Here is a 24430-nt window from a genome sequence, read left to right on the forward strand (position 1 = left end):
GCCATGAGCGTGGATCCCTCGGCAAAGGTCCATCCCTCGGCCGTGGTCGAGGAAGGCGCGGTGATCGGTCCGGATTGCCAGATCGGCCCGTTTGCGGTGATCGGCCCGGAAGTGACCCTCGGTCGCGGCGTCGTGGTCAAGTCGCATGCCGTGCTGACCGGCTGGACCGATATCGGCGATGAAACCGTGATCTATCCCTTCGCCTCGGTCGGCGAGGTGCCGCAGGACCTGAAGTTCAAGGGCGAGCGTACCCGGCTGATCGTCGGCAAGCGCAACCGCATCCGCGAGGGCGCGACGCTGAACACCGGCACCGAAGGCGGCGGCGGCGTGACCCGTGTGGGTGACGATTGCCTGCTGATGACGGGCGCCCATGTCGGCCATGACAGCCAGATTGGTGACCGGGTCATTCTGGTGAACCAAGTGGCCATCGCCGGCCATTGCCATATCGGCGACGACGTGATCGTTGGCGGCCTCTCGGGCGTGCATCAATGGGTGCGCATCGGCAAGGGCGCGATCATCGGCGCGGTCACGATGGTGGCGAACGACGTCGTGCCCTATGGTCTGGTACAGGCCCCGCGCGGCGAGCTGGAAGGCCTGAACCTCGTCGGTCTGAAGCGCCGGGGTGTCGAACGCTCCGAGATCACCGCGTTGCGGGCGGCCTATCAGATGCTGGCGCAGGGCGAGGGGACTTTCATGGACCGCGCGCGTCGTCTGTCCGAGGAAACTGACAGCGCCCATGTCCGCGAGATCACCGATTTCATCCTCGCGGCCTCGGACCGGTCGTTCCTGACCCCGAAATGATGACGGATCGCACGACCGCCCTCATCGCCGGTGCCGGCGGCCTGCCGGCAGCGGTGGCCGCACGGCTGGAGAACCCGGTGATCTGCGCGCTCTCGGGCCTTGCGCCTGAGGGGCTGGAAACCGACCTCACCTTCCATTTCGAACGCCTTGCGCCCTTCCTGCGCTCGCTCTCCGGTCAGGGGGTGCAGCGCGTGGGCCTCGTCGGCGCGATTGCCCGCCCGAAACTGGACCCGGCTTTGTTCGACCGGGAAACCGCCGCGCTGGTGCCGGCGCTGATGGCGGCCCTGCAGGGCGGCGACGATGGCGCGCTGCGCTGGTTCATCGAGTTGATCGAGAGCTATGATATGACAGTTGCAGGCCTGACCGAACTGGCGCCGGACCTTCTGGCGGGCGAGGGCGTGCTGGGCGCCCGCGCGCCGACCCCGGCCGAGGAAGCCGATGCCGCGCGGGGCAGGGCGATCCTGCAGGCGCTGGACGCGGTCGATGTGGCGCAGGGCTGCGTCGTGGCCTCGGGCCTCTGTCTGGCGGTCGAGTCGATCTATGGCACCGACGCGATGCTGGGCGACGTCGCTCGTCACCGACCCGAGCGCGAGCCGCAAAAGGGCGGCGTCTTCACCAAGCGCGCCAAGGCCGGGCAGGATCTGCGCGTCGACCTACCGACCATCGGTCCCGACACCGTGACCGCCGCGCAGGCCGCGGGCCTAACCGGCATCGCGCTGGAGGCCGGCAAGGTCGTCCTCTTCGACCGCCCCGCGCTGATCGCCGCCGCCGATGCGGCCGGCATCGCGGTCTGGGCGTCGTCGTGAAGCTGTTCCTCATCGCGGGCGAGCCCTCGGGCGATGCCTTGGGCGCCGCGTTGATGGAGGGGCTGAAGGCGCTTGCGCCGGGCGTCCAGTTCACCGGAATCGGCGGCCCGCTGATGCAGGCGCAGGGCATGGGCAGCCTGTTCCCGATGGAAGAGCTTTCGGTCATGGGCCTGGCCGAGATCCTGCCGAAGTATTTCCACTTGAAGCGCCGTATCCGCGAGACAGCCGCCGCCATCGCCGCCGAGGCCCCGGATGCGGTCGTCACCATCGACAGCCCGGATTTCTGCCTGCGGGTGCTGGCCATCGCCAAGACCGCGAACCCGGCGTTGAAGACCGTGCATTACGTCGCGCCCTCGGTCTGGGCCTGGCGACCGGGCCGCGCGCAGAAGATGGCGAAGCATGTGGATCATGTGCTGGCCCTGCTGCCGTTCGAGCCGCGCTATATGACCGATGCCGGCATGACCTGCGATTTCGTCGGCCATCCGGTGACGACGCAGCCCGTCGCGAGCGAGGACGAAGCCTCCGCCTTCCGTGCCGCGCAGGGCATCGCGCCGGACGCGCCCCTGCTGTTGGTCCTGCCGGGTTCGCGCCGCGGCGAGGTGGAGCGTCTGGGACCGATCTTTGGCGCGGCGTTGAAGCAGGTGGCGATCCCCGGTTTGCGCGTGGTCGTACCGACGGTCTCGGCCCGGGCCGAACAGGTGCGCGCGCTGGTGGCCGATTGGCCCGGCGCGCCGGTGGTGCTGGACGCGGCCTCGACCCCGCCCGACATCAAGCGCGCGGCGTTCCGGGCGGCGGATGCGGCGCTGGCGGCCTCGGGCACGGTGTCGCTGGAGCTGGCCGCGGCAGGCACGCCGATGGTCATCGCCTATCGCCTGAACAAGCTGAGCGAGATGATTATCTCGCGCCTGCTGCGGGTAGATACGCTGACGCTGGTGAACCTCGTCAGCGACACCCGCGCCGTGCCGGAGTTTCTGGGCGAGGATTGCCAACCCGCGCCGGTGGCCGAGGCCGTGACGAGCCTTCTGGCCGGCGGTCCGGCCCGCAAGGCGCAGCTGGCCGCGATGGAATTGAGCATGCAGCGGCTGGGTCGCGGCGGCGAGGCTCCGGGTTTGCGCGCCGCACGCTCGGTTCTGGCCGCGATCGGCTGACGAGAGGGGAACGGAACGGCGCCTTCGTGGGTTGGTCCTGCAAAGGAGGTGTCCATGCCGTTTTTCAAATCCCGCAGCCGAGAATTGGCCGAGAGCATCGATGCCGACGTGATCCCCGCTTCACCTGCCGACCGTCTGGCCCCGGTGGGTTATGCCGGCGGCATGTTGGCCATCGGTGCGCTGCTGGTGGCGACGAAACCGCGCATCGGTCATGTGCCGGATCCACGTCAGGCGGGCACGGGGCCCGGCGCCGGGGTGATCCGCAAGGCGGCCCGCGCCGGACGCGATGGCGTCTCGGTCTTCGCGCCGGGCAATGTCACGGATTCAATCGGCCGCTCTCTGATGCTGGGTGGGGCGGCCTTGCTGGCGGCCCGGATCCTTGACGAGATTTCCGCCCCGCGACGCTGACCGCGCGTCCTTAAGGAGCGGGGTAAGGTTAACCCGGCGGCGCGGGTTAACCTTGCGATCCGCTTAAGCGGTTAATAGCCGCGCCAGATCCAGCCACCGCCGAAGACCCGGCTGCCCTCAGGTTCATAGAACACGCAGGCCTGGCCCGGCGAGACGCCATCCTCGGGCGTCAGCAATTCCACGAAGGCCGTGGTCGGGCCGGTCGGACGCAGGATCGCCTCCGCCGGCGGTTTGGTCGAGCGGATGCGGACCCGCATCGGCCATTCCGAGCGGCTCTCGAACGGCTCGTCCCCCAGCCAGTTGATCTCGCGCACCGGGACGGTCTTGGTGGCCAGCGCCTCCTTCGGGCCGACGACGACGCGTTTGTTGTCGGCGTCCAGCTTCACCACATAGAGCGGATCGGCCAGACCGCCGATCCCCAGCCCGCGCCGCTGACCGATCGTGTAGTGAATGACGCCCCGGTGCTTGCCCAGAACGTTACCCTCGGTATCGACGATCTCGCCGGGATCGGCGGCGCCCGGGCGCAGTTTCTCGATCACCGCCGCATAATTGCCGTTCGGCACGAAGCAGATGTCCTGACTGTCCGGCTTGTCGGCGACCGAGAGCCCGTATTTCGAGGCCAGCGCCCGCGTCTCCGCCTTCGAGGCCAGATGCCCCAGCGGGAAGCGCAAGTAGTTCAGTTGTTCCTGCGTGGTCGAGAACAGGAAGTAGGATTGGTCGCGCGCGGGGTCGGCGGCCATGTGCAGCTCGGCCTGCGAATCACCAGCGTGGCGTTGGATATAGTGGCCGGTCGCCATGCAATCGGCATCCAGATCGCGCGCGGTTTCCAACAGATCCTTGAATTTCACCCGCTCGTTGCAGCGGATGCAGGGCACCGGGGTGGCGCCCGCCAGATAGGATTCGGCGAATTCCTCGATCACCGCCTCGCGGAAGGTGTTCTCATAATCCAGCACGTAATGCGGAAAGCCCAGCGTCTCGGCCACGCGGCGCGCGTCATGGATGTCGCGCCCGGCGCAGCAGGCCCCGGCTTTGGCCAGCGCCGCGCCGTGGTCATACAACTGCAGGGTGACTCCGATCACGTCGTAGCCCTGCGCGTGCAACTCGGCGGCGACCACGGAGCTGTCCACGCCGCCGGACATGGCGACGACGACGCGGGTTTCGGACGGGGGCTTGGCGAAGCCCAGGGAGTTCACGCTCATGTCGCGAAGCCTCCTGATGTCTAGTGATTGCGGCAGGTTTGCTTGGGTATGCGCGAGATATAGTAAAATGCTTCATACTCTCAAGGCCTGAGCCCCGACAGTATCAACGCCTCCTTAAGCCTGTCTTGCCAATTTCGAAGGTGGGATGAAGGAAAGGGGTGAAACCTATGTTTCTCAAGAAGATTGACGGCCCCCGTGCCGTGACGCTGCCCGACGGGACAGTGATCAGCCGCGCTGATCTGCCACCGTCAACGACCCGTCGATGGGTCGCAAGCCGGAAAGCGGTGGTCGTTCAGGCCGTCGCGCATGGGCTGATTCCCCGGGAGGAGGCGCTTGATCGCTACGCCCTCTCGGATGAGGAGTTCGATTCGTGGGCTGTTGCCGTTTCGACACATGGGGTGGATGCGCTTAAGGTAACTGCTCTCCAAAAGTATAGACAACTTTAGAGAGAGTGTTATTGGTTAAAGGACCCGGTAACCGTGCGTTAACGAATGTTGTTCATGGTTAGTGAAATCGAGGGTTAATGCGGAGTCCGAACTATGCGAGTCCTTCTCGTCGAAGACGATCCGACGACGTCGCGCAGCATCGAATTGATGCTGACGCACGCGAATTTCAACGTCTACTGCACCGATCTTGGTGAAGAAGCCGTGGAGCTGGGTAAGCTCTACGACTACGATCTGATCTTGCTGGACCTCAACCTGCCGGACATGGCAGGGCTCGAGGTCCTGCGTCAGATCCGGCTTGCGCGTGTCAACACGCCGATCCTGATCCTGACGGGCGAGGACAGCACTGACATCAAGCTCAAGGGCTTCGGTCAGGGTGCGGATGATTACATGACCAAGCCGTTCCACCGCGATGAGCTGGTGGCGCGCATTCATGCGATCATCCGGCGCAGCCAGGGCCATGCCCAGGCGATCATCCACACCGGCCAGATCTCGGTGAATCTGGATGCCAAGACCGTCGAGGTCGAAGGCAAGTCGGTCCATCTGACCGGCAAGGAATACCAGATGCTGGAGCTGTTGAGCCTGCGCAAGGGCACGACGCTCACCAAGGAGATGTTCCTGAACCATCTCTACGGCGGCATGGACGAGCCTGAGCTGAAAATCATCGACGTTTTCATCTGCAAGCTGCGCAAGAAGCTGGCAGAGGCGACCGGTGGCGAGAACTACATCGAAACGGTCTGGGGCCGTGGCTATGTGCTGCGCGATCCGGTCCGGGACAGTGATCGCGCCCGCGCCGTCGGTGCCTGACCGACGGCTGCACTGAACCGGCGCGTAAGATCTGGAAAATCCTCTCTCCGGCCCCTATCACGGGTCTAACAGACGGAGGGGAGCATGCAGAACGAGCGCCCGGTAGAAGACCTGACCAAGGCCGAGGCCGGCGAAGAGCTGGCCCGCCTTGCCGAGGTCCTGAGCCAAGCGGACGCCGCCTATCATCAGGCGGATGCTCCTATCCTGAGCGATGCGGAATATGACGCGCTGAAGCGCCGTAACCGCGCGCTCGAGGACCGTTTCCCTGACCTGAAGCGCGTCGATTCCCCGTCTGACCGGGTGGGCGCCGCGCCGGCCGAAGGCTTCGGCAAGATCCGCCATGAAAAGCGCATGCTGTCGTTGGGCAACGCTTTCGCGGATGAGGATGTGCAGGAGTTTGACCTGCGTATCCGCCGCTACCTCAATCTCTCAGCCGATGCTCCGCTGGCCTATACGGCCGAGCCGAAAATTGACGGGCTGTCGCTCTCCCTGCGTTATGAGCAGGGTAAACTGGTTTACGCCGCGACCCGGGGGGATGGCGAGACCGGCGAAGACGTCACCGCCAATGCCCGGACCATCGCGCAAATTCCGCACAACCTTACCGGGGCGCCCGAGGTGCTGGAGGTCCGCGGCGAGGTCTATATGACCAAGGCCGATTTCGAGGCGCTGAATGCGCAGGGCAGCCGTGTCTTCGCCAATCCGCGCAACGCCGCCGCGGGATCTTTGCGCCAGATCGACCCGGAAGTCACGCGCGCGCGTCCTTTGAGCTTCTTCGCCTATGCCTGGGGTGTCCTGTCCGAACCACTGGCCGAAACGCAGTTTGACTCGATCAAGCGGTTGGAAACCCTGGGTTTCACGATCAACCCTTTGACCCGCCTTTGCTCGGGCCCGGCCGACATGCTGGAGCATTATCGGCAGATAGAGAGCCAGCGCCCGGATCTGGGCTATGACATCGACGGTGTGGTCTACAAGGTGAACGACCTCGCCTTGCAGGAGCGGCTCGGGTTCCGCGCAACGACGCCTCGCTGGGCCATTGCCCATAAGTTCCCCGCCGAAACGGCCTGGACGCGGCTTGAGGCCATCGACATTCAGGTCGGCCGCACCGGCGCCCTCAGCCCGGTCGCGCGGCTGGCGCCGATCAATGTCGGCGGGGTGCTGGTGTCCAATGCCACGTTGCACAATGAGGACTACATTGCCGGCCGCGACAGCAAGGGTGAGCCGATCCGCGAGGGGCGCGACATCCGTATCGGCGATTGGGTGCAGGTCTATCGCGCGGGCGATGTGATCCCCAAGGTCGCTGATGTCGATCTCTCGCGTCGCCCTGAGGACGCCGAACCCTACCATTTCCCGCAGACCTGTCCGGAATGCGGCTCGGCCGCGGTGCGCGAGCCGGGGGATTCCACGCATCGCTGCACCGGCGGCCTGATCTGTCCCGCGCAGGCTGTTGAAAAGCTGAAGCATTTCGTCAGCCGGGATGCGCTGGACATTGACGGTCTGGGCGCAAAGCAGATCGAGATGTTCTTCACGGACGATCAGCTGCCGATCCGCGAACCCGCCGACATCTTCACCCTGAAAGCGCGCGATGCGGGGAACCTGACCAAGCTGAAGAACCGCGACGGCTTCGGAGAACGCTCGGCCGCGAAGCTGTTCGACGCGATCGACGAGCGTCGCCGGATCCCGCTTGCCCGGCTGCTCTTCGGCCTCGGCATCCGTCATCTGGGCGAGGTTGCCGCGGCCGATCTGGCGCGTCATTTCGGCAGCTGGGAGGCGCTGATCGGAGCCGTTGATCAGGCCGCCCCGGCCGCCGCGCGCCAGCTGGCCGCCGACGAGGCCGAACATGAGGAACGCGCGCGCGCGGCAGATGCGGGGCGCCGGGCCGAGGTGAAAAAGGCGCGCGATGCGATCTGGGAGGCGCCCGGCTTGCCTGAGGGCGCGAAGGCGGCCTGGGATGATTTGGTCGGCATCGAAGGTGTCGGCGCGGTGCTGGCGGTCTCGCTTGTCACGACGTTGACGCAGGAGCGGGAACGCGCCTCGATCAATCGCTTGATCGCGCAGCTGACCGACATCTTGCCGCCCGAGGCCCGCGCCACCGAAAGCCCGGTTGCGGGCAAGACGCTGGTCTTTACCGGCACGCTCACCCGCATGACCCGCGCCGAGGCGAAGGCACGGGCCGAGGCGTTGGGGGCCAAGGTGGCGGGGTCGGTCTCGGCCAAGACCGACCTGTTGATCGCCGGTGAGGCGGCGGGTTCCAAAGCCGAGAAGGCCGCGGCGCTGGGGGTCGAGGTGATCGACGAAGACGCCTGGATCGCGCTGATCGGCGGATGAGCGGGCGGCCGGAAATCCTGTTCCCGCTGTTTGGCGCGCTGGAGGGGCTCGAGGGGATCGGGCCTAAAACCGCGAAGCTTTTCAGCGGCCTGGACGTGGAGACACCGCGCGATCTGGTCTTCGTGCTGCCCCATTCGGGCATTGACCGGCGGCTGAGGGCCTCCGTCCGGGATGTGATGCCGCCCGAGGTCGCGACGGTCGAGGTGACGGTGGGCAACCATCTGCCGCCACGGCAGAAGGGGCGGCCCTACCGGATCCTGGTCGAGGATGCGCAGCAGGAATTCCAGCTGATCTTCTTCCGTGCGCGCGGCGACTATTTACAGAAGCTGCTGCCGACGGGCGAGCGCCGGGTGATCTCGGGCAAGGTCGAGATGTTCGACGGCATTTATCAGATGCCGCATCCCGATCATGTGCTCACACCTGACGAGGCCGACACGCTGCCGCAATGGGAGCCCGTCTATCCGCTGACGGCGGGGATCACGCAGCGGATGATGGCCAAGGCCACGCGTGATGCGCTGACCCGACTGCCCGCGCTGGAGGAATGGATCGATCCGGGCCAGAAGGCCAAGGCGGGCTGGCCGGATTGGGCAGAGGCGCTGAGGCAAGCGCATGCGCCGGGCTCGGCTGCGGATCTGTCGGCCAGTGCCCCGGCGCGGCAGCGGTTGGCCTATGACGAGTTGATGGCCCATCAGCTGACGCTGGCGATCGCCCGCGCGACGCAGCGCAAGGCGGCGGGGCGGGTGACCAAGGGCGACGGGCATCTGTTGCGCAAGGTTCTGGCCGCGCTGCCCTATGCGCCGACCGGGGCGCAGACCCGCGCGATTGCCGAAATCGCCGGGGACATGGCTTCAGACAGCCGGATGAACCGGTTGCTGCAGGGCGATGTGGGTGCGGGCAAGACGCTGGTGGCGATGGCCGCGCTGCTCACGGCGGTCGAGGCGGGCGGGCAGGGCGCGCTGATGGCGCCGACGGAGATCCTCGCGCGGCAACATCTGGAGGCGCTGGCGCCGCTCGCCGCCAGCGCGGGCGTACGGGTCGAGCTGCTGACCGGCCGCGACAAGGGGCGTGAGCGCGCGCGCAAGCTGGGGGATCTGGCCGGGGGGATGATCGACATCCTCGTCGGCACGCATGCCCTGTTCCAGAAGGACGTCGTGTTCCACGACCTCAGGCTGGCGGTGATCGACGAACAGCACCGTTTCGGCGTCGCACAGCGCATGGCCTTGGGCGAAAAGGGCTCGGCCGTCGATATTCTGGTGATGACCGCGACGCCGATCCCGCGCTCGCTGGCCTTGGCGCAATATGGCGACATGGACCTGTCGATGCTCGACGAGAAGCCGCCGGGGCGGAAGCCCATCGTCACCTCGCTGGCCTCGACCGAGCGGCTGGATGAGGTGGTCGGCCATCTGCAGCGGGCGATTTCCGAGGGCAGGCAGGCCTATTGGGTCTGTCCGCTGGTAGAGGAAAGCGAGACCGTCAACCTGACCGCCGCGCAGGCGCGCTTCGAATACCTGCGCGCCCGGTTGGGGGATGCGGTTGGGCTGGTGCATGGCCAGCTGCCGCCCGCCGAGAAGGATGCGGCGATGGCGCGCTTCGTCTCGGGCGAGACACGGGTTCTGGTCGCCACCACGGTGATCGAGGTGGGCGTGAACGTGCCCAACGCGACGATCATGGTGATCGAACGCGCCGAGAGCTTCGGCCTCGCGCAACTGCATCAGCTGCGGGGGCGGGTCGGGCGCGGCTCGGGCGCCTCGACCTGTCTGTTGCTCTATGATCCGCCTTTGGGCGAGACGGCCTCACGCCGGTTGAAGCTGATGCGCGACACCGAGGACGGCTTCCGCATCAGCGACGAGGATCTGGCGATGCGCGGCGCCGGCGACATGATCGGCACGGCGCAATCCGGTCTGCCGCGTTTCCGGCTGGCCGATCTGGAGCGTCAGGCGGACCTGATGCAGGTCGCCCAGAGCGATGCGCGCAAGCTGCTGCACGACGACCCCACGCTGCAATCGCCCCGGGGGCAGGCGGCGCGCGTGCTGTTGTGGCTGATGGAGCAGGACAAGGCGATACGGTTGATGCGGATCGGTTGATCCCTCTTTGTTCTCATTTAGTTCTTGCAATGATCGTCGAATCGTGAGAACAAAATGCTAACAACAGGGGAGATTTGGAATGCGCCGTATCCTTCGCCAACTCGACGACCCGCGTGATGACCGCCTTGCGATGCTCAGCGATGCGCTGGGGGTGGTCGCCCTCTTCGTGCTGCTCTACGGCGCACTCTACATTCCCCTGATGACCTGACGGAACTGACCTGATTTCGACCTGCTTCTGCCCTGCGGTCTGGTGCGGCATCTTCTGTCCTGATGCCCATGACCCATCCAGACACGCCTACTGACCGCCGCGCTGTGACGCGGCGGTTTTTTTATGCGTGGCAAGGGGTTGGAATCAGGCGGCGGCTTCTGCCTGCCGGGCGGCCTCGGCCGCGGCCTGCACCGACAGCAGGATCGAGGCGTGGCGGTTCTTGAACTCGCGCGCGGGCAGGAGGGTTTCGTAGCCGTCGAACGGAGCTGGAGGCACGGGGCCGTCCTGCTTCAACATGGCCTCAAGGTCCTGGGCGATGCCTTCCAGTTCCTCAGCGGTGCGACCGATCACGGCCTCGCCCAAAACGGCGGCCGAGGCCTGTCCCAGCGCGCAGGCCTTCACCTCTTGTCCGAAGCGCGAGACCTTGCCGTCCTTCATGTCCAGATCGACCGTGACCGTGGAGCCGCAGAGCGGCGAGCGCTTCTTGACGCTGGCCTGCGGCGCCTCGAGCCGGCCCAGATGCGGGATTTCCGCCGCCAGCGCCAGGATCTTGGTCGAATACAGCTTGATCAGGTCGTTGGTTTCGGACACGTCTGCGGCTCCTGTTGACGGTGAGGATATAAGCTATGCCTTTCGATCCGCAATCCCTGCGCTATGACGACAAAGGTCTGATCCCGGCGATCGCGCAGGACCATGCCAGCGGCGAGGTGCTGATGATGGCCTGGATGAACGCGGAATCCGTGGCGCGGACGCTGGAGACCGGCAAGGTCACCTATTGGTCGCGCTCACGGCAAGCGTTCTGGGTGAAGGGCGAGAGCTCGGGCCACGCGCAGAAGCTGGTGGATTTCCGCGTCGATTGCGACAGCGATTGCCTGCTGGTGCTGGTCGATCAGACGGGTCCGGCGTGCCACACCAACCGCCGCAGCTGCTTCTACACCGCGATCCGCGAGGGTGAGCCGGTGGAGCTGATGCAGCCCGAGGCCTAAAGGCCGACCATGCGCCGGATATCGTCAGGCGTCGCGCCTTCGGCCCGGTAGGTGGCGATGGCGCGGGCGTCGTCGCGCTTGGCGAGGCGCTTGCCGGCCTCGTCGCGGATCAGGCGGTGGTGGTGGTAGGTCGGGGTCGGAAGGCCCAGATGGCGTTGAAGAACCACATGGATTGCCGTGGCCTCGAACAGGTCTTGGCCCCGGGTGACCTGTGTCACGCCCTGTTCCGCGTCGTCCAGCACGACCGAGAGGTGGTAGGACGTGCCCATGTCGCGGCGCGAGAGCACGACGTCGCCGATCCCCTCGATCAAGGCCGCCAGGGGCAGGGTGATCTCGCCCGTCTCGCCCATAGGGCCGGCGCCGGTCTCGGTGAAGCGGATCGCGTCCTGGCCCGCCAGTGCCATGCGCATGTTCAAACGCAGCGCCTCGCCCTCGGGCATCGCACCCGAAGTGCAATCGCGGTGACGGCAGGTGCCGGGGTAGATCACGCCGTCGGGGCCCATCAGCGGCTCGCCCTCATTCGGGGCCGAGGCGGCCGACAGGATGTCCCGGCGTGAACATTGGCAGGCGAAGATCAGACCGCGATCCCACAGCGACTGCAACGCTGCGCGATAGACCGGCAGGCGGTCCGATTGGCGCATCACCGGCTGTTCCCAGCTGAGGCCCAACCACGCTAGGTCGTCGTAGATCTGCGCTTCCCATTCCGGACGGGCGCGGGAGCGGTCGATATCCTCGATGCGCAGAAGGAACCGCCCCCCTGCCGTGCGGGCGCTGTCATGGGCAAGGATCGCCGAATAGGCGTGGCCCAGATGCAGCGGCCCGGTGGGCGAGGGGGCGAAGCGGGTGATCACCCCAACCAGCCCGTGAAGGCCTCCTTGGCGCGGTCGGTATAGCCCTTGTAGCGGTCCTTGCGGCCCCGGCGCCCGCCCTTCATGTCGATGGGCGGGAAAAGGCCGAAGTTCACGTTCATCGGCTGGAAGGTCTTCGCCTCCGCGTCGCCGGTGATATGGGCGATCAAGGCACCCATGGCGGTGACGCGCGGCGGCGGCGGCAGGTCGCGGCCTTGGATCTCGGCCACGGCGAGGCGCCCGGCAACGAGGCCCATCGCGGCGCTTTCGACATAGCCCTCGACGCCCGTGACCTGACCCGCGAAGCGCAGGTTCGGGCGCGAGCGCAGGCGCATCTGATTATCCAGAAGCGTCGGCGAGTTGAGGAAGGTGTTGCGGTGGATGCCGCCCAGCCGCGCGAAGCCCGCGTTCTCCAGCCCCGGGATCATCCGGAACACCTCGGTCTGCGCGCCGTATTTCATCTTGGTCTGGAAACCGACGATATTATAGAGCGTTCCCAAAGCGTTGTCGCGGCGCAGCTGGACCACGGCATAGGGCTTGTTCTGCGGATCATTGGCGTTGGTCAGTCCCACCGGCTTCATCGGGCCGTGGCGCAGGGTCTCGCGGCCGCGCTCGGCCATGACCTCGATCGGCAGGCAGCCGTCGAAATATCCGGCGGTCTCCCCCTCGCGGAACTCGGCCTTGTCGGCGGCCATCAGCGCGTCGATGAAGGCCTCGTATTGGTCCTTGGTCATCGGGCAGTTGAGGTAGGCCTTGCGCTCTTCCTCGGTCTCGCCCTTGTCATAGCGCGACTGGAACCAGGCCTTCGACAGATCGACCGTGTCGAAATGCACGATGGGGGCGATGGCGTCGAAGAAGGCGAGGCTCTCGGCCCCGGTCTCGGCGCGGATCGCCTGCGCCAGCGCGTCTGACGTCAGGGGGCCGGTGGCGATGATCCAATGGCCCTCAGCGGGCAGTTCGGTGATCTCGCCGGCTTCGGTGCGGATCAGCGGATGGGCGCGCAGGCGCTCAGTCACGCCCTCGGCAAAGGCTTCGCGGTCGACGGCCAGCGCGCCACCGGCGGGCAGGGAATGCTTGTCGGCCATCTCCATCAGAAGGCCACCCGCCGCGCGCATCTCCCAATGCAGGAGGCCCACGGCGTTCTGCTCGTCATCATCCGAGCGGAAGGAGTTGGAGCAGACCATCTCGGCGAAATTGCCGGTCTGGTGGGCGAAGGTGCCGACGTTGGGGCGCATCTCGTGCAGGACAACGGGCACGCCGGCCTGCGCCGCTTGCCATGCTGCTTCCGAGCCGGCCATGCCGCCGCCGATGATATGGAGTTCCTGGGTCATGGCGCTGAAATAGCGAGGCGCGGGGCATAAGGGAAGGGGCACCGCAGCGGGTGCCCCTGTGGGTCAGTTGGACGGCTGCACCGTTTGCGCGGACGGCGTGGCGTCATTCTCGACCTCGCCCCAGCTGGTCATCACGAGGCCGGCGATTCCGGCGATGATGACGGCGACAAAGATACCCAGAAGCGCCGGGCTGTGGCGCTTGGCTTCGCGTTCGGTGTTGGTATCGGGTGCGGACATGGGACCCTCCTTTCGCGAAACCAACGCGAGAGGGCAGGGTCCGTTCCGAGGCGCCTCAGATCAAGGTCATCCGCTCGACGCGTTCTTGGTCCGGGTATGGACGGTAGAGGCCCACATTGATGTGGTTGATATGCTGGCGCATCTGGTCGTAGAGCTGCGCCGCCTCTTCATCTCCACGACCGAGGAAGCGGAAGGCATAATCCAGTTGGGCGAGATCCTTGAGGTCGATCTCCAGCAGGAAATCCGAGCATTCGTCACCGCCGAGCTTCAGCTTCAGCCGCATCAGGCGCCAACCCTCGATCCGGCCTTCCTGCTGCAGAAGCGACATCCAATTGTCCAGCGCATGGGCGAAGACAAGCGCCTTGGCGCCGGGTTTGAGGTCGATCATGCAGTGGTAAACGTTCATGGCCGGGCCCTTTCACAGACCCGGCCATGGTGGCACTTGTCACTTAAGAAAGTGTCAATCCGTGCTGTCGTCCGGCGTTTCCGGTTTGGTTTCAGGCGCTTCGGCGTCGGCTTGCGGCTCGTCCTGCTCGACCACGCGGGCGACCGAAACGACGACCTCGCCCTTGGCGGTGTTGAAGACGCGGACCCCACCGGCCGAGCGCGAGCGGAAGCTCACCTGATCGACCGGAGTGCGGATCGACTGGCCGGTCGAGGTGGCCAGCATGATCTGGTCGGACGGATCGACCGGGAAGGACGCCACCAGCGCACCCCCGCGCATGGCCTTGTCCATCGCCATCACGCCCTGGCCGCCGCGACCGCGCACCGGGTAGTCGTGGCTGGACGACAGCTTGCCCGCGCCCTTCTCGGTCACGGTCAGGATCAGGTCTTCCAGCGCCGACATCTCGGCATAGCGTTCAGGCGGCAGGTCGCTCATTTCGCTCGAGGCGTCGGTCTCGTCCTCGTCGGTTTCGGATTCCTCAGTCACGCCCGCCATCAGGCGGCGTTGCTTCAGATACTCGGCCCGCTCACCCGGAGTGGCCTCGAAGTGGCGGATCACGGCCATCGAGACGACCGAGTCGCCCTCGGCCAGACGGATGCCCCGCACGCCGGTGGAATCGCGGCCCTTGAAGACGCGGACATCGACGGTCGGGAAGCGGATCGCCCGGCCCATGGCGGTGACCAGCATGACATCGTCATCCTCGTCGCAGATCCGCGCGTTCACGAGGCTGATGCCTTCGGGCAGCTTCATCGCGATCTTGCCGTTGCGCATGACATTCGTGAAGTCCGACAGCGCGTTACGGCGCACATCGCCTTCCGAAGTCGCGAAGACGATCTGCAGGTTTTCCCATTCGTCCTCGGGCTTGTCGACGGGCATGATCGCGGCGATGCCGACGCCGGTTTCCATGCCCGGAATGACGTTGGTCAGCGCGCGACCCCGCGAGGCGCGGCTCCCGAGCGGCAGTTGCCAGGTCTTCAGCTTGAACACCATGCCGCCGGTCGTGAAGATCAAGAGCGGCGTGTGGGTGTTGGCGACGAACAGCGTGGTGACCACGTCGTCGTCCTTGAGCGAGCCGCCCGACAGACCCTTGCCGCCCCGGTTCTGGGCGCGGAAATCGGCGAGCGGTGTGCGCTTGACGTAACCCGTCTGGGTCACGGTCACGACCATATCCTCACGCTCGATCAGTGCCTCGTCATCAAGGTCGCCGGCCCAGTCGACGATCTCGGTCCGGCGCGGCACGGCGAAGGCGTTGCGCACCTCGTCCAACTCGTCGGTGATGATCGCCATGATCCGGGCGCGCGAGCGCAGGATGTCGAGGTAATCCTTGATCTTCGCGGCCAGCTCTTCCAGCTCGTCCGTGACCTCTTTCACGCCGAGCGCGGTCAGGCGCTGCAGACGGAGTTCAAGGATCGCGCGGGCCTGAGCTTCGGACAGGTTGTAGGTCCCGTCGTCGTTCATCGTGTGGCTGGGATCGTCGATGAGGCGGATATAGGCCGCGATATCGGCGGCCGGCCAGCGACGAGTCATCAGCTTGTCACGGGCGTCAGCCGGGTCGGCCGAGGACCGGATGGTGGCGACCACCTCGTCCACGTTCGACACCGCGACGGCCAGACCGCAGAGGATATGGCTGCGCTCGCGTGCCTTGTTCAGCTCGAACGCGGTGCGGCGGGTGACGACTTCCTCGCGGAAGGTGAGGAAGTGGTGCAGGAAGTCGCGCAGGGTCAGCTGCTCAGGGCGGCCGCCGTTCAGCGCCAGCATGTTACAGCCGAAGCTGACCTGCATGGTCGTGAAGCGGAACAGCTGGTTCAGCACCACTTCGGGCGTGGCGTCGCGCTTGAGTTCGATCACCACACGCACGCCGATCCGGTCGGATTCGTCGGCGACCGAGCTGATCCCCTCGATCCGCTTGTCGCGGACCGCTTCGGCGATCTTCTCGACCATCTGCGCCTTGTTCACCTGATAGGGGATCTCGTCGACGACGATGGCATAGCGGTCCTTGCGGATCTCCTCGACCCGGGTCTTCGAGCGGATCAGGACAGAGCCACGCCCCTCGAGATAGGCTTTGCGCGCACCGGCGCGGCCCATGATCTGACCGCCGGTCGGGAAATCCGGGGCGGGGACGTATTGCATCAGCTCTTCGGACGACAGATCCGGGTTCGCGATCAGCGCCTTAGTCGCGTCGATCACCTCGCCGAGGTTATGCGGCGGGATGTTGGTCGCCATGCCGACGGCGATACCGCCCGCGCCGTTGACCAGCATGTTCGGGAAGCGCGCCGGCAGAACCGTCGGTTCCTGATCCTTGCCGTCATAGTTGTCCTGGAAGTTGACCGTGTCCTTCTCGATATCGGCGAGGAGGAAGTTGGCCGGCTTGTCCATGCGCACTTCGGTGTAACGCATGGCCGCGGCCTGATCGCCGTCCATCGAGCCGAAGTTGCCCTGACCATCCAGCAGTTTCAGCGACATCGAGAAGGGCTGCGCCATCCGCACCAGCGCGTCATAGATCGCGCTGTCACCATGCGGGTGGTACTTACCCATCGTGTCACCCACCGGACGCGCCGATTTGCGATACGGCTTGTCGTGGGTGTTGTTCGTCTCGTGCATCGCGAAGAGAATCCGGCGGTGCACGGGCTTGAGGCCGTCACGCAGGTCAGGAATCGCCCGGCTGACGATCACGCTCATCGCGTAATCGAGATAGGCCGTGCGCATTTCCTGCACGATCGAGACGCCCGGTCCGGAGGGGGTTTTCTCGATTTCGTCAGGGATTTCCGTATCGTCGCTCACCGGGTCCTCGCGCGCGTTTTTTCGCTAGATCTTGTTGGCGGTCTTATAGCCTGACCCCAGAGCATGGTGCAATGCCGCGACACTTGTCCCACGCGACTTTGGCAGGCGGCGTGCTATCATTTGGGCTGTCTCATCTGGGAGGAGTGACATGAAATCCCTGCTGTTCCCCGCCACCCTTGCGTTGGCGGCCCTCGGTGCCCCGGCTTTCGCCGAGCCCGTCAACATCACCCCCGACATGGCCTCGGTCACCGTCGAGACCGATTCCGGTCCCGCCGAGATCGCGCGCATTCAGGACAACGCCAATGTCGTCACCGGCGAATGGGCGATGACCTCGCGGCCCTGTCCGAATTTCTGCATCCAGCCGATGTCGCCCGCCGAAGGGGTGACCACAGTCGGCGAGCTGGAGGTCATCGCCGCGTTGCAAGACCCCGAGATGCTGGTGATCGACAGCCGGGTCGCGGCGGATTACCGCGGCGGCACCATCCCCGGCGCGCTGCACATCCCCTATAATGAGACGGCCGACCGTCTGGATGAGCTGGGCTGCGAGCTGGATTTCGACGGCTTCACCTGCGAGGCCCCGAGGCAGGTTCTTCTGTTCTGCAACGGCCCGTGGTGCGGGCAATCCCCCACCGCCATTCGCAATATGATCGATGCCGGCTTCCCTGCCGATCACATCCGCTATTACCGCGGCGGGATGCAGGTCTGGCGGATGCTGGGGCTGTCGGTTCTGGTGCCGCAGAATTGAGCTTGCACCGCGGCTGATCGCCCCCAGATCAGGGGGAGGGGCCGTGTGAACGGCCCGCCCCAAGGCCCTCGTCGGAAAGGAAAACCCATGTACGCCCGCATCCTCGTCCCGGTCGCCTACGAGCCCGATTACGACATTGAGCGTGAGCTTCAGATCGCCCGCGCCCTGTCGGCGCCGAATGCTCTGGTGATGCTGGTCCATGTCATGGAGAAGGTGCCGTTCTACGCCATCGATTACATGCCGCTGGGTTGGCGCGAGGAGCTGGTCGATGCCATCCGCGAGGATCTCGCCCGCCATGCCGCCACTTTCGATCAGGCCGGCGTTGCGGTGCTGGAGGGCGAGGCCGGGCGTTCGATCCTCGATCATGCGCAGGCAGAAGCGGTGGATTGCATCGTCCTTGCCTCGCACCGCTCGGACCGCACGCAGATCGGCTCCACCGCGACCTGGATCGCGCGGCACGCCACCTGCGCCGTCCATCTGATGCGGTGATTTGACCTCGCTCAAGGTGGCGCGCAGTCCAGGGTGCCATCCTTCCTGACGTGGCGGGACGGAGAAGCCGTCCCGCCCGCAAAGCGGAGGACGACCATGGACCGACGTGACTTCCTTTCCGGACTTGCCGTGACGGGGCTGGGGGCTCTTGGCCTTGCCCGACCGGCCCTCGGCCAGAGCTATCTGGGCAGCTACACCACCTATATCGGCACGCAGGATCTCTATAATTCCAACGGCCAGAGGCTGTGGGAGGCGTGGCAGATCCTTCGGCAGGACCGGGCAAATTACCACCGTTTCAACCGGCGCGATCCCGGCGACGCGGGCGACCCGTGGTTCGCGGATCCCAATGCGCGGGCATCGCTGGAATCATCGTTGATGCGGGGCGGAATCGATCCCAACAGCCGGGCCTTGATCCTGCAAGGCGGGGTCTGGGCGCAGGTCGATCTGTGGGGCTCGGGGAACCAGATCCAATCGGCGCAGGTCTCGGCCTATCGCTGACGCAGCAGGGTGGCTATCAGCGCCAGCGCCTCGCGCGGGATATGCCGCAGGCGCTGGCGTGGGCCGACCTCCGACCACGGCGGGCAGGACGTCTCGGCGCGCAATCCGATTTGTCTGGCAATCAGCCGGGCGCGAGGGGCGTGATACGGGTCGGTCACGATCACGACCGTCCCAATGTCGGGCAACAAGGCTTTGGCATTGATCAGATTTTCCCGCGTCGTGGTCGATCGGTCTTCGGCCAGGATCGCGCTCTCAGGGATGCCCGCAGCGCGGCAGATCTGACCGATGACCTCGGCCTCGGTCGGCGGGTGTTGCCCCAATCCGCCGCAGCCCATGATCGCATCCACGGCGCCCGCCTTGTAAAGCTCCACAGCGTGACGGGCGCGCCGCGACAGCGTGGGTGACGGCCGGCCGCCCGGCCAGACCGCAGCGCCGAGAACGAGGGCAATTCGGGGGGGCTTTGTCATGCCAATCGGCATAGCGGATCGCCACGAACAGGCAAGGGAGCGGTTACCAGATCTTAAGATGTTCGCTGGATGTTCCTTATTGTGTTGAGACCAGTAGCGGGAGTTGTACATGCATCCTGTCGATGAGTTTGCCGCCCTGAAGTCCGAGATCCGCCGGTTGGAAGCCCGAGCCGCCGCCCTCCGGATCGATTTCCTCGAAGGCGGGCCTGCTGCGCGCGGAGGCCTCCGATCGGAACGTCACGAGCTCATGGTGCGCGAGGAATTTCGCCGCACGCTGGTGCCGGACCGTTTGCCGATCCGTATCCTCGACGATCCACATTTCTGGGATACGCGCGTCGCTGCCGTCGTCACCATCCGCCGCCTGACGCCCGAGCCCGTCACGCGCTCGCGCCGGCTTCAACGCGGACGGGCGGTACCGAACTGGCAAGCGGACCTACCGGGTCTGTCCGAAGCGGATGACGACGACATCGTTCTGGTCGAATAGTCGGGAACGGGCAGTGGCGGGCAGGCCCCGCCCGCTCTGACGGCGGTCGAAAAGGGGCGTCAGCGACGCCGCCCCTTTGCCTTCGCACCCTGCTTTGCGTTGGACCCGGCCTTGCCGGCGGTCGAGCGCCCCCGGACCTTGACGGATTCCTCGACCGCTTCATCGACCGCGGCCTGCCGTGCCAAGGGATCGTCGGCCACCGCCAGCTCAACGGCCTCCAGCCGTTTGACCTCGTCGCGCAGGCGGGCGGCTTCCTCGAACTCGAGGTTCTCGGCGGCCTTGCGCATCTCGGCCCGAAGGCCGTCTAGATGGGCCGCAAGGTTGGCGCCGATCATCGGCTTCTCGACCTTGGCCGTCACGCGGGACTGGTCGGTATCGCCTTGCCACAGGCCGGCCAGCACATCCTCGACGTTCTTGCGTACGGTCGTGGGGGTGATGCCGTGTTCTTCGTTATAGGCCATCTGCTTGGCGCGGCGCCGGTTCGTCTCATCCATCGCCCGCTGCATCGACCCGGTGACCTTGTCGGCATACATGATGACCCGCCCGTCAGCGTTCCGCGCGGCGCGACCAATGGTCTGAATCAGCGAGGTTTCCGAGCGCAGGAAGCCTTCCTTGTCGGCGTCGAGGATGGCCACCAGCCCGCATTCCGGGATGTCGAGGCCCTCACGCAACAGGTTGATTCCGACCAGCACGTCGAAGGCCCCAAGCCTCAGGTCGCGCAGGATCTCGATCCGCTCGATCGTGTCGATATCCGAGTGCATGTAGCGCACCCGGATGCCCTGCTCGTGGAGGTATTCGGTCAGATCCTCGGCCATGCGTTTCGTCAGCGTGGTGACCAGCACCCGCATGCCATCGGCGGCGACGCGGCGTACCTCGTCCAGAAGGTCATCGACCTGCATCGAGACCGGGCGGATCTCGATCTCGGGGTCCAGAAGGCCCGTCGGACGGATCACCTGTTCGGCAAACACGCCGCCCGCCTGATCCATCTCCCAAGCCGCCGGGGTGGCCGAGACGAAGACCGATTGCGGGCGCATCGCGTCCCATTCCTCGAACTTCAGGGGCCGGTTGTCCATGCACGAGGGCAGGCGGAAGCCATGCTCGGCCAACGTCGATTTGCGCCGGAAGTCGCCTCGATACATGCCGCCGATCTGCGGGACGGTGACGTGACTTTCGTCGGCAAAGACGATGGCATTGTCGGGGATGAACTCGAACAGGGTGGGGGGCGGCTCGCCCGGCGCACGGCCGGTCAGATAGCGCGAGTAGTTCTCGATCCCGTTGCAGACGCCGGTCGCCTCCAACATCTCGACATCGAAGTTGGTGCGCTGCTCAAGCCGTTGGGCTTCCAGCAATTTCCCGTCACCATTCAACTGCTTCAGCCGGTGGAACAGCTCATCCTTGATACCCTTGATCGCCTGGTTCAGCGTCGGCCGAGGCGTCACGTAATGCGAATTCGCGTAGATGCGGATCTTCTCGTAGCTGTCGGTTTTGGTGCCGGTCAGCGGGTCGAATTCAGTGATCGCCTCCAGCTCCTCGCCAAAGAAGGACATGCGCCATGCGCGGTCCTCAAGGTGGGCGGGCCAGACCTCGACGACATCGCCGCGCACCCGGAAGGCGCCGCGCTGGAAGCCCGCATCGTTGCGCCGGTATTGCTGCGCCACAAGGTCGGCGATCACCTGCCGCGGGTCATAGATGGTCCCGACCACGAGGTCCTGCGACATGGCCGAATAGGTCTCGACCGAGCCGATACCGTAGATGCAGCTGACCGAGGCTACGATGATCACATCGTCGCGTTCCAACAGCGCGCGCGTGGCCGAGTGGCGCATCCGGTCGATGGCCTCGTTGATCTGGCTTTCCTTCTCGATGAAGGTGTCGGTGCGCGGCACATAGGCCTCGGGCTGGTAATAATCGTAATACGAGACGAAGTATTCGACCGCGTTGTCAGGGAAGAAGCCCTTGAATTCCCCGTACAATTGCGCGGCCAATGTCTTGTTCGGCGCCAGAATGATCGCCGGGCGCTGCGTTTCCTCGATGATCTTCGCCATGGTGAAGGTCTTGCCCGTGCCGGTCGCGCCCAGCAGTACCTGATCCCGTTCCCCCTCGCGCACGCCTTGCGACAGCTCTCGGATCGCCGTCGGTTGGTCGCCCGCCGGCTTGAACGGCGTCTGCATGACGAAACGCTTGCCGCCTTCCAGCTTCTCGCGCTTGACCGGGACGTTGGCCATCGGCGTCTCGGCAAAGGCATCCGGGCGGTTGTTGTGCATCTGGGGGCTCCAGCGGGGAAGGGGTTTGCGTCTAAGATTGTGCCTATTTTGTTCCCCTTCAAGATCCGCTGCAAGCATGTGCGGCGGAAAACGGGGGGCCGGAAGGGTGCAACGCCGAGAGGAGGGGGAAAGCGCTTGCCCTGCAAGGCGCAATTTCGGATAAGGCGGCAAGTCAGACGGAGTCTCTCATGCGCGCTCGCATCTATCGTCCCGCCCGCAACGCCATGCAATCGGGTATGGCCCGTACCAAGTTGTGGATCCTCGATTTCGCCCCGGCGGAGTCGAAGCAAAAGGACCCGCTGATGGGTTGGACCGGGTCGGGTGACACGCAAGCGCAGGTGCGCCTTCGTTTCGCAACGCAGGCCGAGGCTGAGGCTTACGCGAAGGCGCATGGCATCGACTACGTGGTCCAACAGCCGAAAGAGCGTGCGGCCAATATCCGTGCGAACGGCTACGGCGAGAACTTCGCGACGAACCGCCGGCAGGTTTGGACGCACTGAGCTGCGTAAATTGGGATCAAGTTGCGGCCGAATAGGCCACAAGATCCGGCCGAGGTCTATTTTGAAGGGCGTGGATGTACCCGCCTTCAGTCGGCTTCGCAGTTATTCCTTTCGGCATCTCGTCCAGTGAGACGCATCGACCGACCCTAAGCTCTCGGATGGACTGGCTCGGACGGTGCGCATGCTGCGCGTGTTGAAGCCACTGAAATGAGAGGCCGGTCGCTTCGGCGAGACGTACCACCTGGTGCCTCTGGGCTGCTCTCAGAAGGACGGTGATAGAGGCGCTGGGGCTGATGCTCCGGCGCCTTTCGCGTCTGTGGAGAGGAGGTTGACCGCGCTCCGGTCGAAGGGGGCCTCATCCACCTCAAGCGCCAGAAGGTGATTTCCGGCCGAAGCCTGGTCTAGCTTCTTGCTCGCCATCAGCGGGAGATCAGACCTGAGTGACGCCTCCCGAGGGCTTCCCGGGGTACTGGGCTCCATACCAGATGCGAAATACACGAAACGTTATCGCGCTTGGGAGCGAATGGTTTTCTTCAAGGGGGCGTAGTCCCTGCTCACGTCCGGCGCTGCATGATGATCTGTCCTCGAACGGCGGATAGCAGAAGGTTGCTGCGCCCAGAACCAACGACAGCTAAGGCGGAAGGTTTATGGCGACTTGCCCGATAGGCACCCCCTCCTGTGGAGGGGGCGTGTCTTCTTGGTCCTTGGTCCGTCTCCAGATACCCGGCTCGCCCGACTGCATGGGGCGCCACTTCATCGCAATCTCACTCCGAGCCCCATGCCGCCATGACGCTGCGCGCATGACCCAAGGTGCGTCCACGACCTTCAGCCGACGCGGATCTCCCGCAACCAATATTCGTGGAGTGCCTCGATATCTCCGCTTGTCAGAAGCGGCATCGCGAGGCGCAGCTGCGGCTCGGTCCAGTCCCACCACCGCATCTCGAGCAGGCGCGCGATCTGCGCGTCCGCGAAGCGCCTGCGGATGACGCGCGCGGGGTTGCCGCCCACAATGGCATAGGGCTGGACATCGCGCGTCACCACGGCCCGCGTACCGATCACCGCGCCGTCGCCGATAGTGACGCCGGGCATGATGATCGCCTCGGAGCCGATCCAGACATCGTTGCCGATCACCGTGTCGCCTGCGGGTCTGAACCCGTTCTCCGCTCCTTCAAAGGCCGGAATCTCGGACATCCAGTAGAAGGGAAAGGTGCTGATCCAGTCGGCCCTGTGGCCCTGATTGCCAGCCATGATGAAGGACGCCCCCGAGCCGATGGAGCAGAAGCTGCCGATGACAAGGCGGTCGGCCCCTTCCTCGGTTACGAGGTAGCGGGCACAGTCATCGAAACCGTGGCCGTGATAATAGCCTGAATAGTAGCTGAAGCGACCCACCGTGATGTTGGGATTGGTGACCTGCTGATCGAGCGTCACCCCGCGAAACGGGCTTTCGAAGTGGTTTTCCATGTGATGATCTCTGAAGGCATGTGACATCTGCGCAGACGCGCGAACCCGGCGCAGTCGCCTGTGGCGATGCGCGGCAGCCCCGGGACTCTGTCCGGGACCGTATTCAGGATGTTCGGTCTGCTGACTTCAGTTGTGCTCCTCCGGGGCACCGAGACCGGTGCCTGCCCTGTAGCGAGGATCGCGAAGCGCGCGTAAAGCACCGGGGTTCACCGCGATACCGCGGGCCACTGGACGATGATCGCGCCCAAGAGGACCATCGCGGTCCCGGCCAGTCGCATCGCATCCACCGGCCGTGCCGTCAGCCCGACGCCGCCCGTCCAGTCGATCAGCAGCGCCCCCACCATCTGCCCCGCGATCACAGCGATCATGAAGCTGGCCGCCCCCAGCTTCGGCATCAACAGGATCGCGGCGGTCACGTAGATCACCCCGGCAATGCCCCCGATCCAGATCCATTTCGGTTGCCCCGCCAAGCCGCCAAGCGTCGGCAGCGGCACGCGCAGGATCATCAGGACGGGCAGGATGCACAGCGCACTGACCGCAAGCGACGCAAGCGTCGCCCAGAGCGGATGGCCGAGCGCGCGCCCCAGGGCCGCATTGGCACCCCCTTGAAAAGGCACCGCGGCTCCGGCGAGGGCAGCGATGATGACGAGGGGAAGAAATTGCATGAC

26 protein-coding genes are annotated in these 24430 nt (G+C 65.4%); 15 read left to right on the plus strand and 11 right to left on the minus strand.

Annotated features, from left to right (window positions below; genetic code table 11):
• Nucleotides 1–3 precede the first annotated feature (3 nt).
• The 4 genes from lpxA to BCY78_RS12170 are packed head-to-tail and all read left to right on the plus strand — an operon-like array spanning nucleotide 4 to nucleotide 3163.
• Nucleotides 4–801, plus strand: coding sequence for an acyl-ACP--UDP-N-acetylglucosamine O-acyltransferase (lpxA, locus tag BCY78_RS12155; RefSeq protein ID WP_068302057.1), 798 nt, complete (start codon nucleotides 4–6; stop codon nucleotides 799–801).
• A complete protein-coding gene (locus BCY78_RS12160) occupies nucleotides 801–1607 on the plus strand; it encodes an LpxI family protein (RefSeq protein WP_068302213.1) in 807 nt (268 codons plus the stop codon). Before lpxA ends, BCY78_RS12160 begins: the two co-directional genes overlap by 1 nt.
• Nucleotides 1604–2755 (plus strand): lipid-A-disaccharide synthase, encoded by a 1152-nt coding sequence (gene lpxB, locus BCY78_RS12165; protein ID WP_068302059.1) that lies wholly within the window; start codon nucleotides 1604–1606, stop codon nucleotides 2753–2755. The genes BCY78_RS12160 and lpxB overlap by 4 nt, the downstream gene beginning before the upstream one ends.
• 54 nt (nucleotides 2756–2809) lie before the next feature.
• Nucleotides 2810–3163 (plus strand): hypothetical protein, encoded by a 354-nt coding sequence (locus BCY78_RS12170; RefSeq protein WP_068302061.1) that lies wholly within the window; start codon nucleotides 2810–2812, stop codon nucleotides 3161–3163.
• A gap of 71 nt (nucleotides 3164–3234) precedes the next feature.
• Here BCY78_RS12170 and mnmA read toward each other — a convergent pair whose 3' ends face one another.
• Nucleotides 3235–4362, minus strand: a complete 1128-nt coding sequence (gene mnmA, locus BCY78_RS12175) for a tRNA 2-thiouridine(34) synthase MnmA (RefSeq protein ID WP_068302064.1) — start codon at nucleotides 4360–4362, stop codon at nucleotides 3235–3237.
• A gap of 167 nt (nucleotides 4363–4529) precedes the next feature.
• Here mnmA and BCY78_RS12180 point away from each other — a divergent pair, with 167 nt between their 5' ends.
• From BCY78_RS12180 to BCY78_RS26175, 5 genes are all read left to right on the plus strand, one after another.
• The gene (locus BCY78_RS12180) at nucleotides 4530–4808 is read left to right on the plus strand and encodes a DUF1153 domain-containing protein (RefSeq protein ID WP_068302067.1); all 279 of its coding nucleotides are present in this window, start codon (nucleotides 4530–4532) and stop codon (nucleotides 4806–4808) included.
• 93 nt (nucleotides 4809–4901) lie between these two features.
• Nucleotides 4902–5612, plus strand: coding sequence for a response regulator transcription factor CtrA (gene ctrA / locus BCY78_RS12185; RefSeq protein ID WP_068302069.1), 711 nt, complete (start codon nucleotides 4902–4904; stop codon nucleotides 5610–5612).
• Nucleotides 5613–5696: 84 nt separating this feature from the next.
• Nucleotides 5697–7937, plus strand: a complete 2241-nt coding sequence (ligA, locus tag BCY78_RS12190) for an NAD-dependent DNA ligase LigA (RefSeq protein ID WP_068302071.1) — start codon at nucleotides 5697–5699, stop codon at nucleotides 7935–7937.
• On the plus strand, nucleotides 7934–10021 hold the full coding sequence (recG, locus tag BCY78_RS12195; RefSeq protein ID WP_068302073.1) for an ATP-dependent DNA helicase RecG: 2088 nt from the start codon (nucleotides 7934–7936) through the stop codon (nucleotides 10019–10021). Before ligA ends, recG begins: the two co-directional genes overlap by 4 nt.
• A 79-nt stretch (nucleotides 10022–10100) precedes the next feature.
• On the plus strand, nucleotides 10101–10229 hold the full coding sequence (locus BCY78_RS26175; protein WP_255402878.1) for a hypothetical protein: 129 nt from the start codon (nucleotides 10101–10103) through the stop codon (nucleotides 10227–10229).
• Between the two features lie 144 nt (nucleotides 10230–10373).
• On the opposite strand, the gene BCY78_RS12200 is transcribed toward BCY78_RS26175, so the two are convergent.
• Nucleotides 10374–10820: an iron-sulfur cluster assembly scaffold protein gene (locus tag BCY78_RS12200; RefSeq protein WP_068302077.1), complete on the minus strand. Its 447-nt coding sequence runs from the start codon at nucleotides 10818–10820 to the stop codon at nucleotides 10374–10376.
• 35 nt (nucleotides 10821–10855) lie between these two features.
• Between BCY78_RS12200 and hisI the strand changes: the two genes are divergently transcribed.
• Nucleotides 10856–11215: a phosphoribosyl-AMP cyclohydrolase gene (gene hisI, locus BCY78_RS12205; protein WP_068302080.1), complete on the plus strand. Its 360-nt coding sequence runs from the start codon at nucleotides 10856–10858 to the stop codon at nucleotides 11213–11215.
• Here the strand turns inward: hisI and gluQRS are convergent.
• The 5 genes from gluQRS to gyrA all read right to left on the minus strand — a co-directional run bounded on the left by gluQRS (nucleotide 11212) and on the right by gyrA (nucleotide 16782).
• Complete coding sequence (gene gluQRS, locus BCY78_RS12210; RefSeq protein WP_068302083.1) at nucleotides 11212–12066, minus strand: tRNA glutamyl-Q(34) synthetase GluQRS; 855 nt, start codon at nucleotides 12064–12066, stop codon at nucleotides 11212–11214. The two genes, hisI and gluQRS, sit on opposite strands and share 4 nt — an antisense overlap.
• Nucleotides 12063–13394: a methylenetetrahydrofolate--tRNA-(uracil(54)-C(5))-methyltransferase (FADH(2)-oxidizing) TrmFO gene (gene trmFO, locus BCY78_RS12215; RefSeq protein WP_068302087.1), complete on the minus strand. Its 1332-nt coding sequence runs from the start codon at nucleotides 13392–13394 to the stop codon at nucleotides 12063–12065. The genes gluQRS and trmFO overlap by 4 nt, the downstream gene beginning before the upstream one ends.
• 63 nt (nucleotides 13395–13457) lie before the next feature.
• Nucleotides 13458–13631, minus strand: coding sequence for a hypothetical protein (locus tag BCY78_RS25595; protein ID WP_158515930.1), 174 nt, complete (start codon nucleotides 13629–13631; stop codon nucleotides 13458–13460).
• Nucleotides 13632–13686: 55 nt separating this feature from the next.
• Complete coding sequence (locus BCY78_RS12220) at nucleotides 13687–14037, minus strand: DUF6614 family protein (protein ID WP_068302088.1); 351 nt, start codon at nucleotides 14035–14037, stop codon at nucleotides 13687–13689.
• Nucleotides 14038–14091: 54 nt separating this feature from the next.
• Entirely contained in the window at nucleotides 14092–16782 is a 2691-nt protein-coding gene (gene gyrA, locus BCY78_RS12225) for a DNA gyrase subunit A (RefSeq protein WP_233499396.1), read from the minus strand.
• 223 nt (nucleotides 16783–17005) lie between these two features.
• Between gyrA and BCY78_RS12230 the strand changes: the two genes are divergently transcribed.
• The 3 genes from BCY78_RS12230 to BCY78_RS12240 all read left to right on the plus strand — a co-directional run bounded on the left by BCY78_RS12230 (nucleotide 17006) and on the right by BCY78_RS12240 (nucleotide 18589).
• On the plus strand, nucleotides 17006–17602 hold the full coding sequence (locus BCY78_RS12230; protein ID WP_068302093.1) for a rhodanese-like domain-containing protein: 597 nt from the start codon (nucleotides 17006–17008) through the stop codon (nucleotides 17600–17602).
• 87 nt (nucleotides 17603–17689) lie between these two features.
• Complete coding sequence (locus tag BCY78_RS12235; RefSeq protein WP_068302094.1) at nucleotides 17690–18091, plus strand: universal stress protein; 402 nt, start codon at nucleotides 17690–17692, stop codon at nucleotides 18089–18091.
• A 96-nt stretch (nucleotides 18092–18187) separates the two neighbouring features.
• Complete coding sequence (locus BCY78_RS12240) at nucleotides 18188–18589, plus strand: twin-arginine translocation signal domain-containing protein (protein WP_068302097.1); 402 nt, start codon at nucleotides 18188–18190, stop codon at nucleotides 18587–18589.
• Here the strand turns inward: BCY78_RS12240 and BCY78_RS12245 are convergent.
• Nucleotides 18580–19056, minus strand: coding sequence for a YdcF family protein (locus BCY78_RS12245; RefSeq protein ID WP_083194997.1), 477 nt, complete (start codon nucleotides 19054–19056; stop codon nucleotides 18580–18582). The two genes, BCY78_RS12240 and BCY78_RS12245, sit on opposite strands and share 10 nt — an antisense overlap.
• 109 nt (nucleotides 19057–19165) lie before the next feature.
• Between BCY78_RS12245 and BCY78_RS12250 the strand changes: the two genes are divergently transcribed.
• Nucleotides 19166–19540, plus strand: coding sequence for a hypothetical protein (locus tag BCY78_RS12250; RefSeq protein WP_068302105.1), 375 nt, complete (start codon nucleotides 19166–19168; stop codon nucleotides 19538–19540).
• Nucleotides 19541–19599: 59 nt separating this feature from the next.
• On the opposite strand, the gene uvrB is transcribed toward BCY78_RS12250, so the two are convergent.
• Complete coding sequence (gene uvrB, locus BCY78_RS12255) at nucleotides 19600–21801, minus strand: excinuclease ABC subunit UvrB (RefSeq protein ID WP_068302110.1); 2202 nt, start codon at nucleotides 21799–21801, stop codon at nucleotides 19600–19602.
• A 188-nt stretch (nucleotides 21802–21989) separates the two neighbouring features.
• On the opposite strand from uvrB, the gene BCY78_RS12260 reads away from it, so the two are divergent.
• Nucleotides 21990–22301: an ETC complex I subunit gene (locus BCY78_RS12260; RefSeq protein ID WP_068302111.1), complete on the plus strand. Its 312-nt coding sequence runs from the start codon at nucleotides 21990–21992 to the stop codon at nucleotides 22299–22301.
• An 825-nt stretch (nucleotides 22302–23126) separates the two neighbouring features.
• On the opposite strand, the gene catB is transcribed toward BCY78_RS12260, so the two are convergent.
• A complete protein-coding gene (catB, locus tag BCY78_RS12265) occupies nucleotides 23127–23762 on the minus strand; it encodes a type B chloramphenicol O-acetyltransferase (RefSeq protein ID WP_068302112.1) in 636 nt (211 codons plus the stop codon).
• A 206-nt stretch (nucleotides 23763–23968) separates the two neighbouring features.
• Nucleotides 23969–24427: a DMT family transporter gene (locus tag BCY78_RS12270; RefSeq protein ID WP_068302216.1), complete on the minus strand. Its 459-nt coding sequence runs from the start codon at nucleotides 24425–24427 to the stop codon at nucleotides 23969–23971.
• Nucleotides 24428–24430: the final 3 nt, after the last annotated feature.

This window comes from Pararhodobacter sp. CCB-MM2 (genome assembly GCF_001691415.1).
Taxonomy (GTDB): domain Bacteria; phylum Pseudomonadota; class Alphaproteobacteria; order Rhodobacterales; family Rhodobacteraceae; genus Pararhodobacter.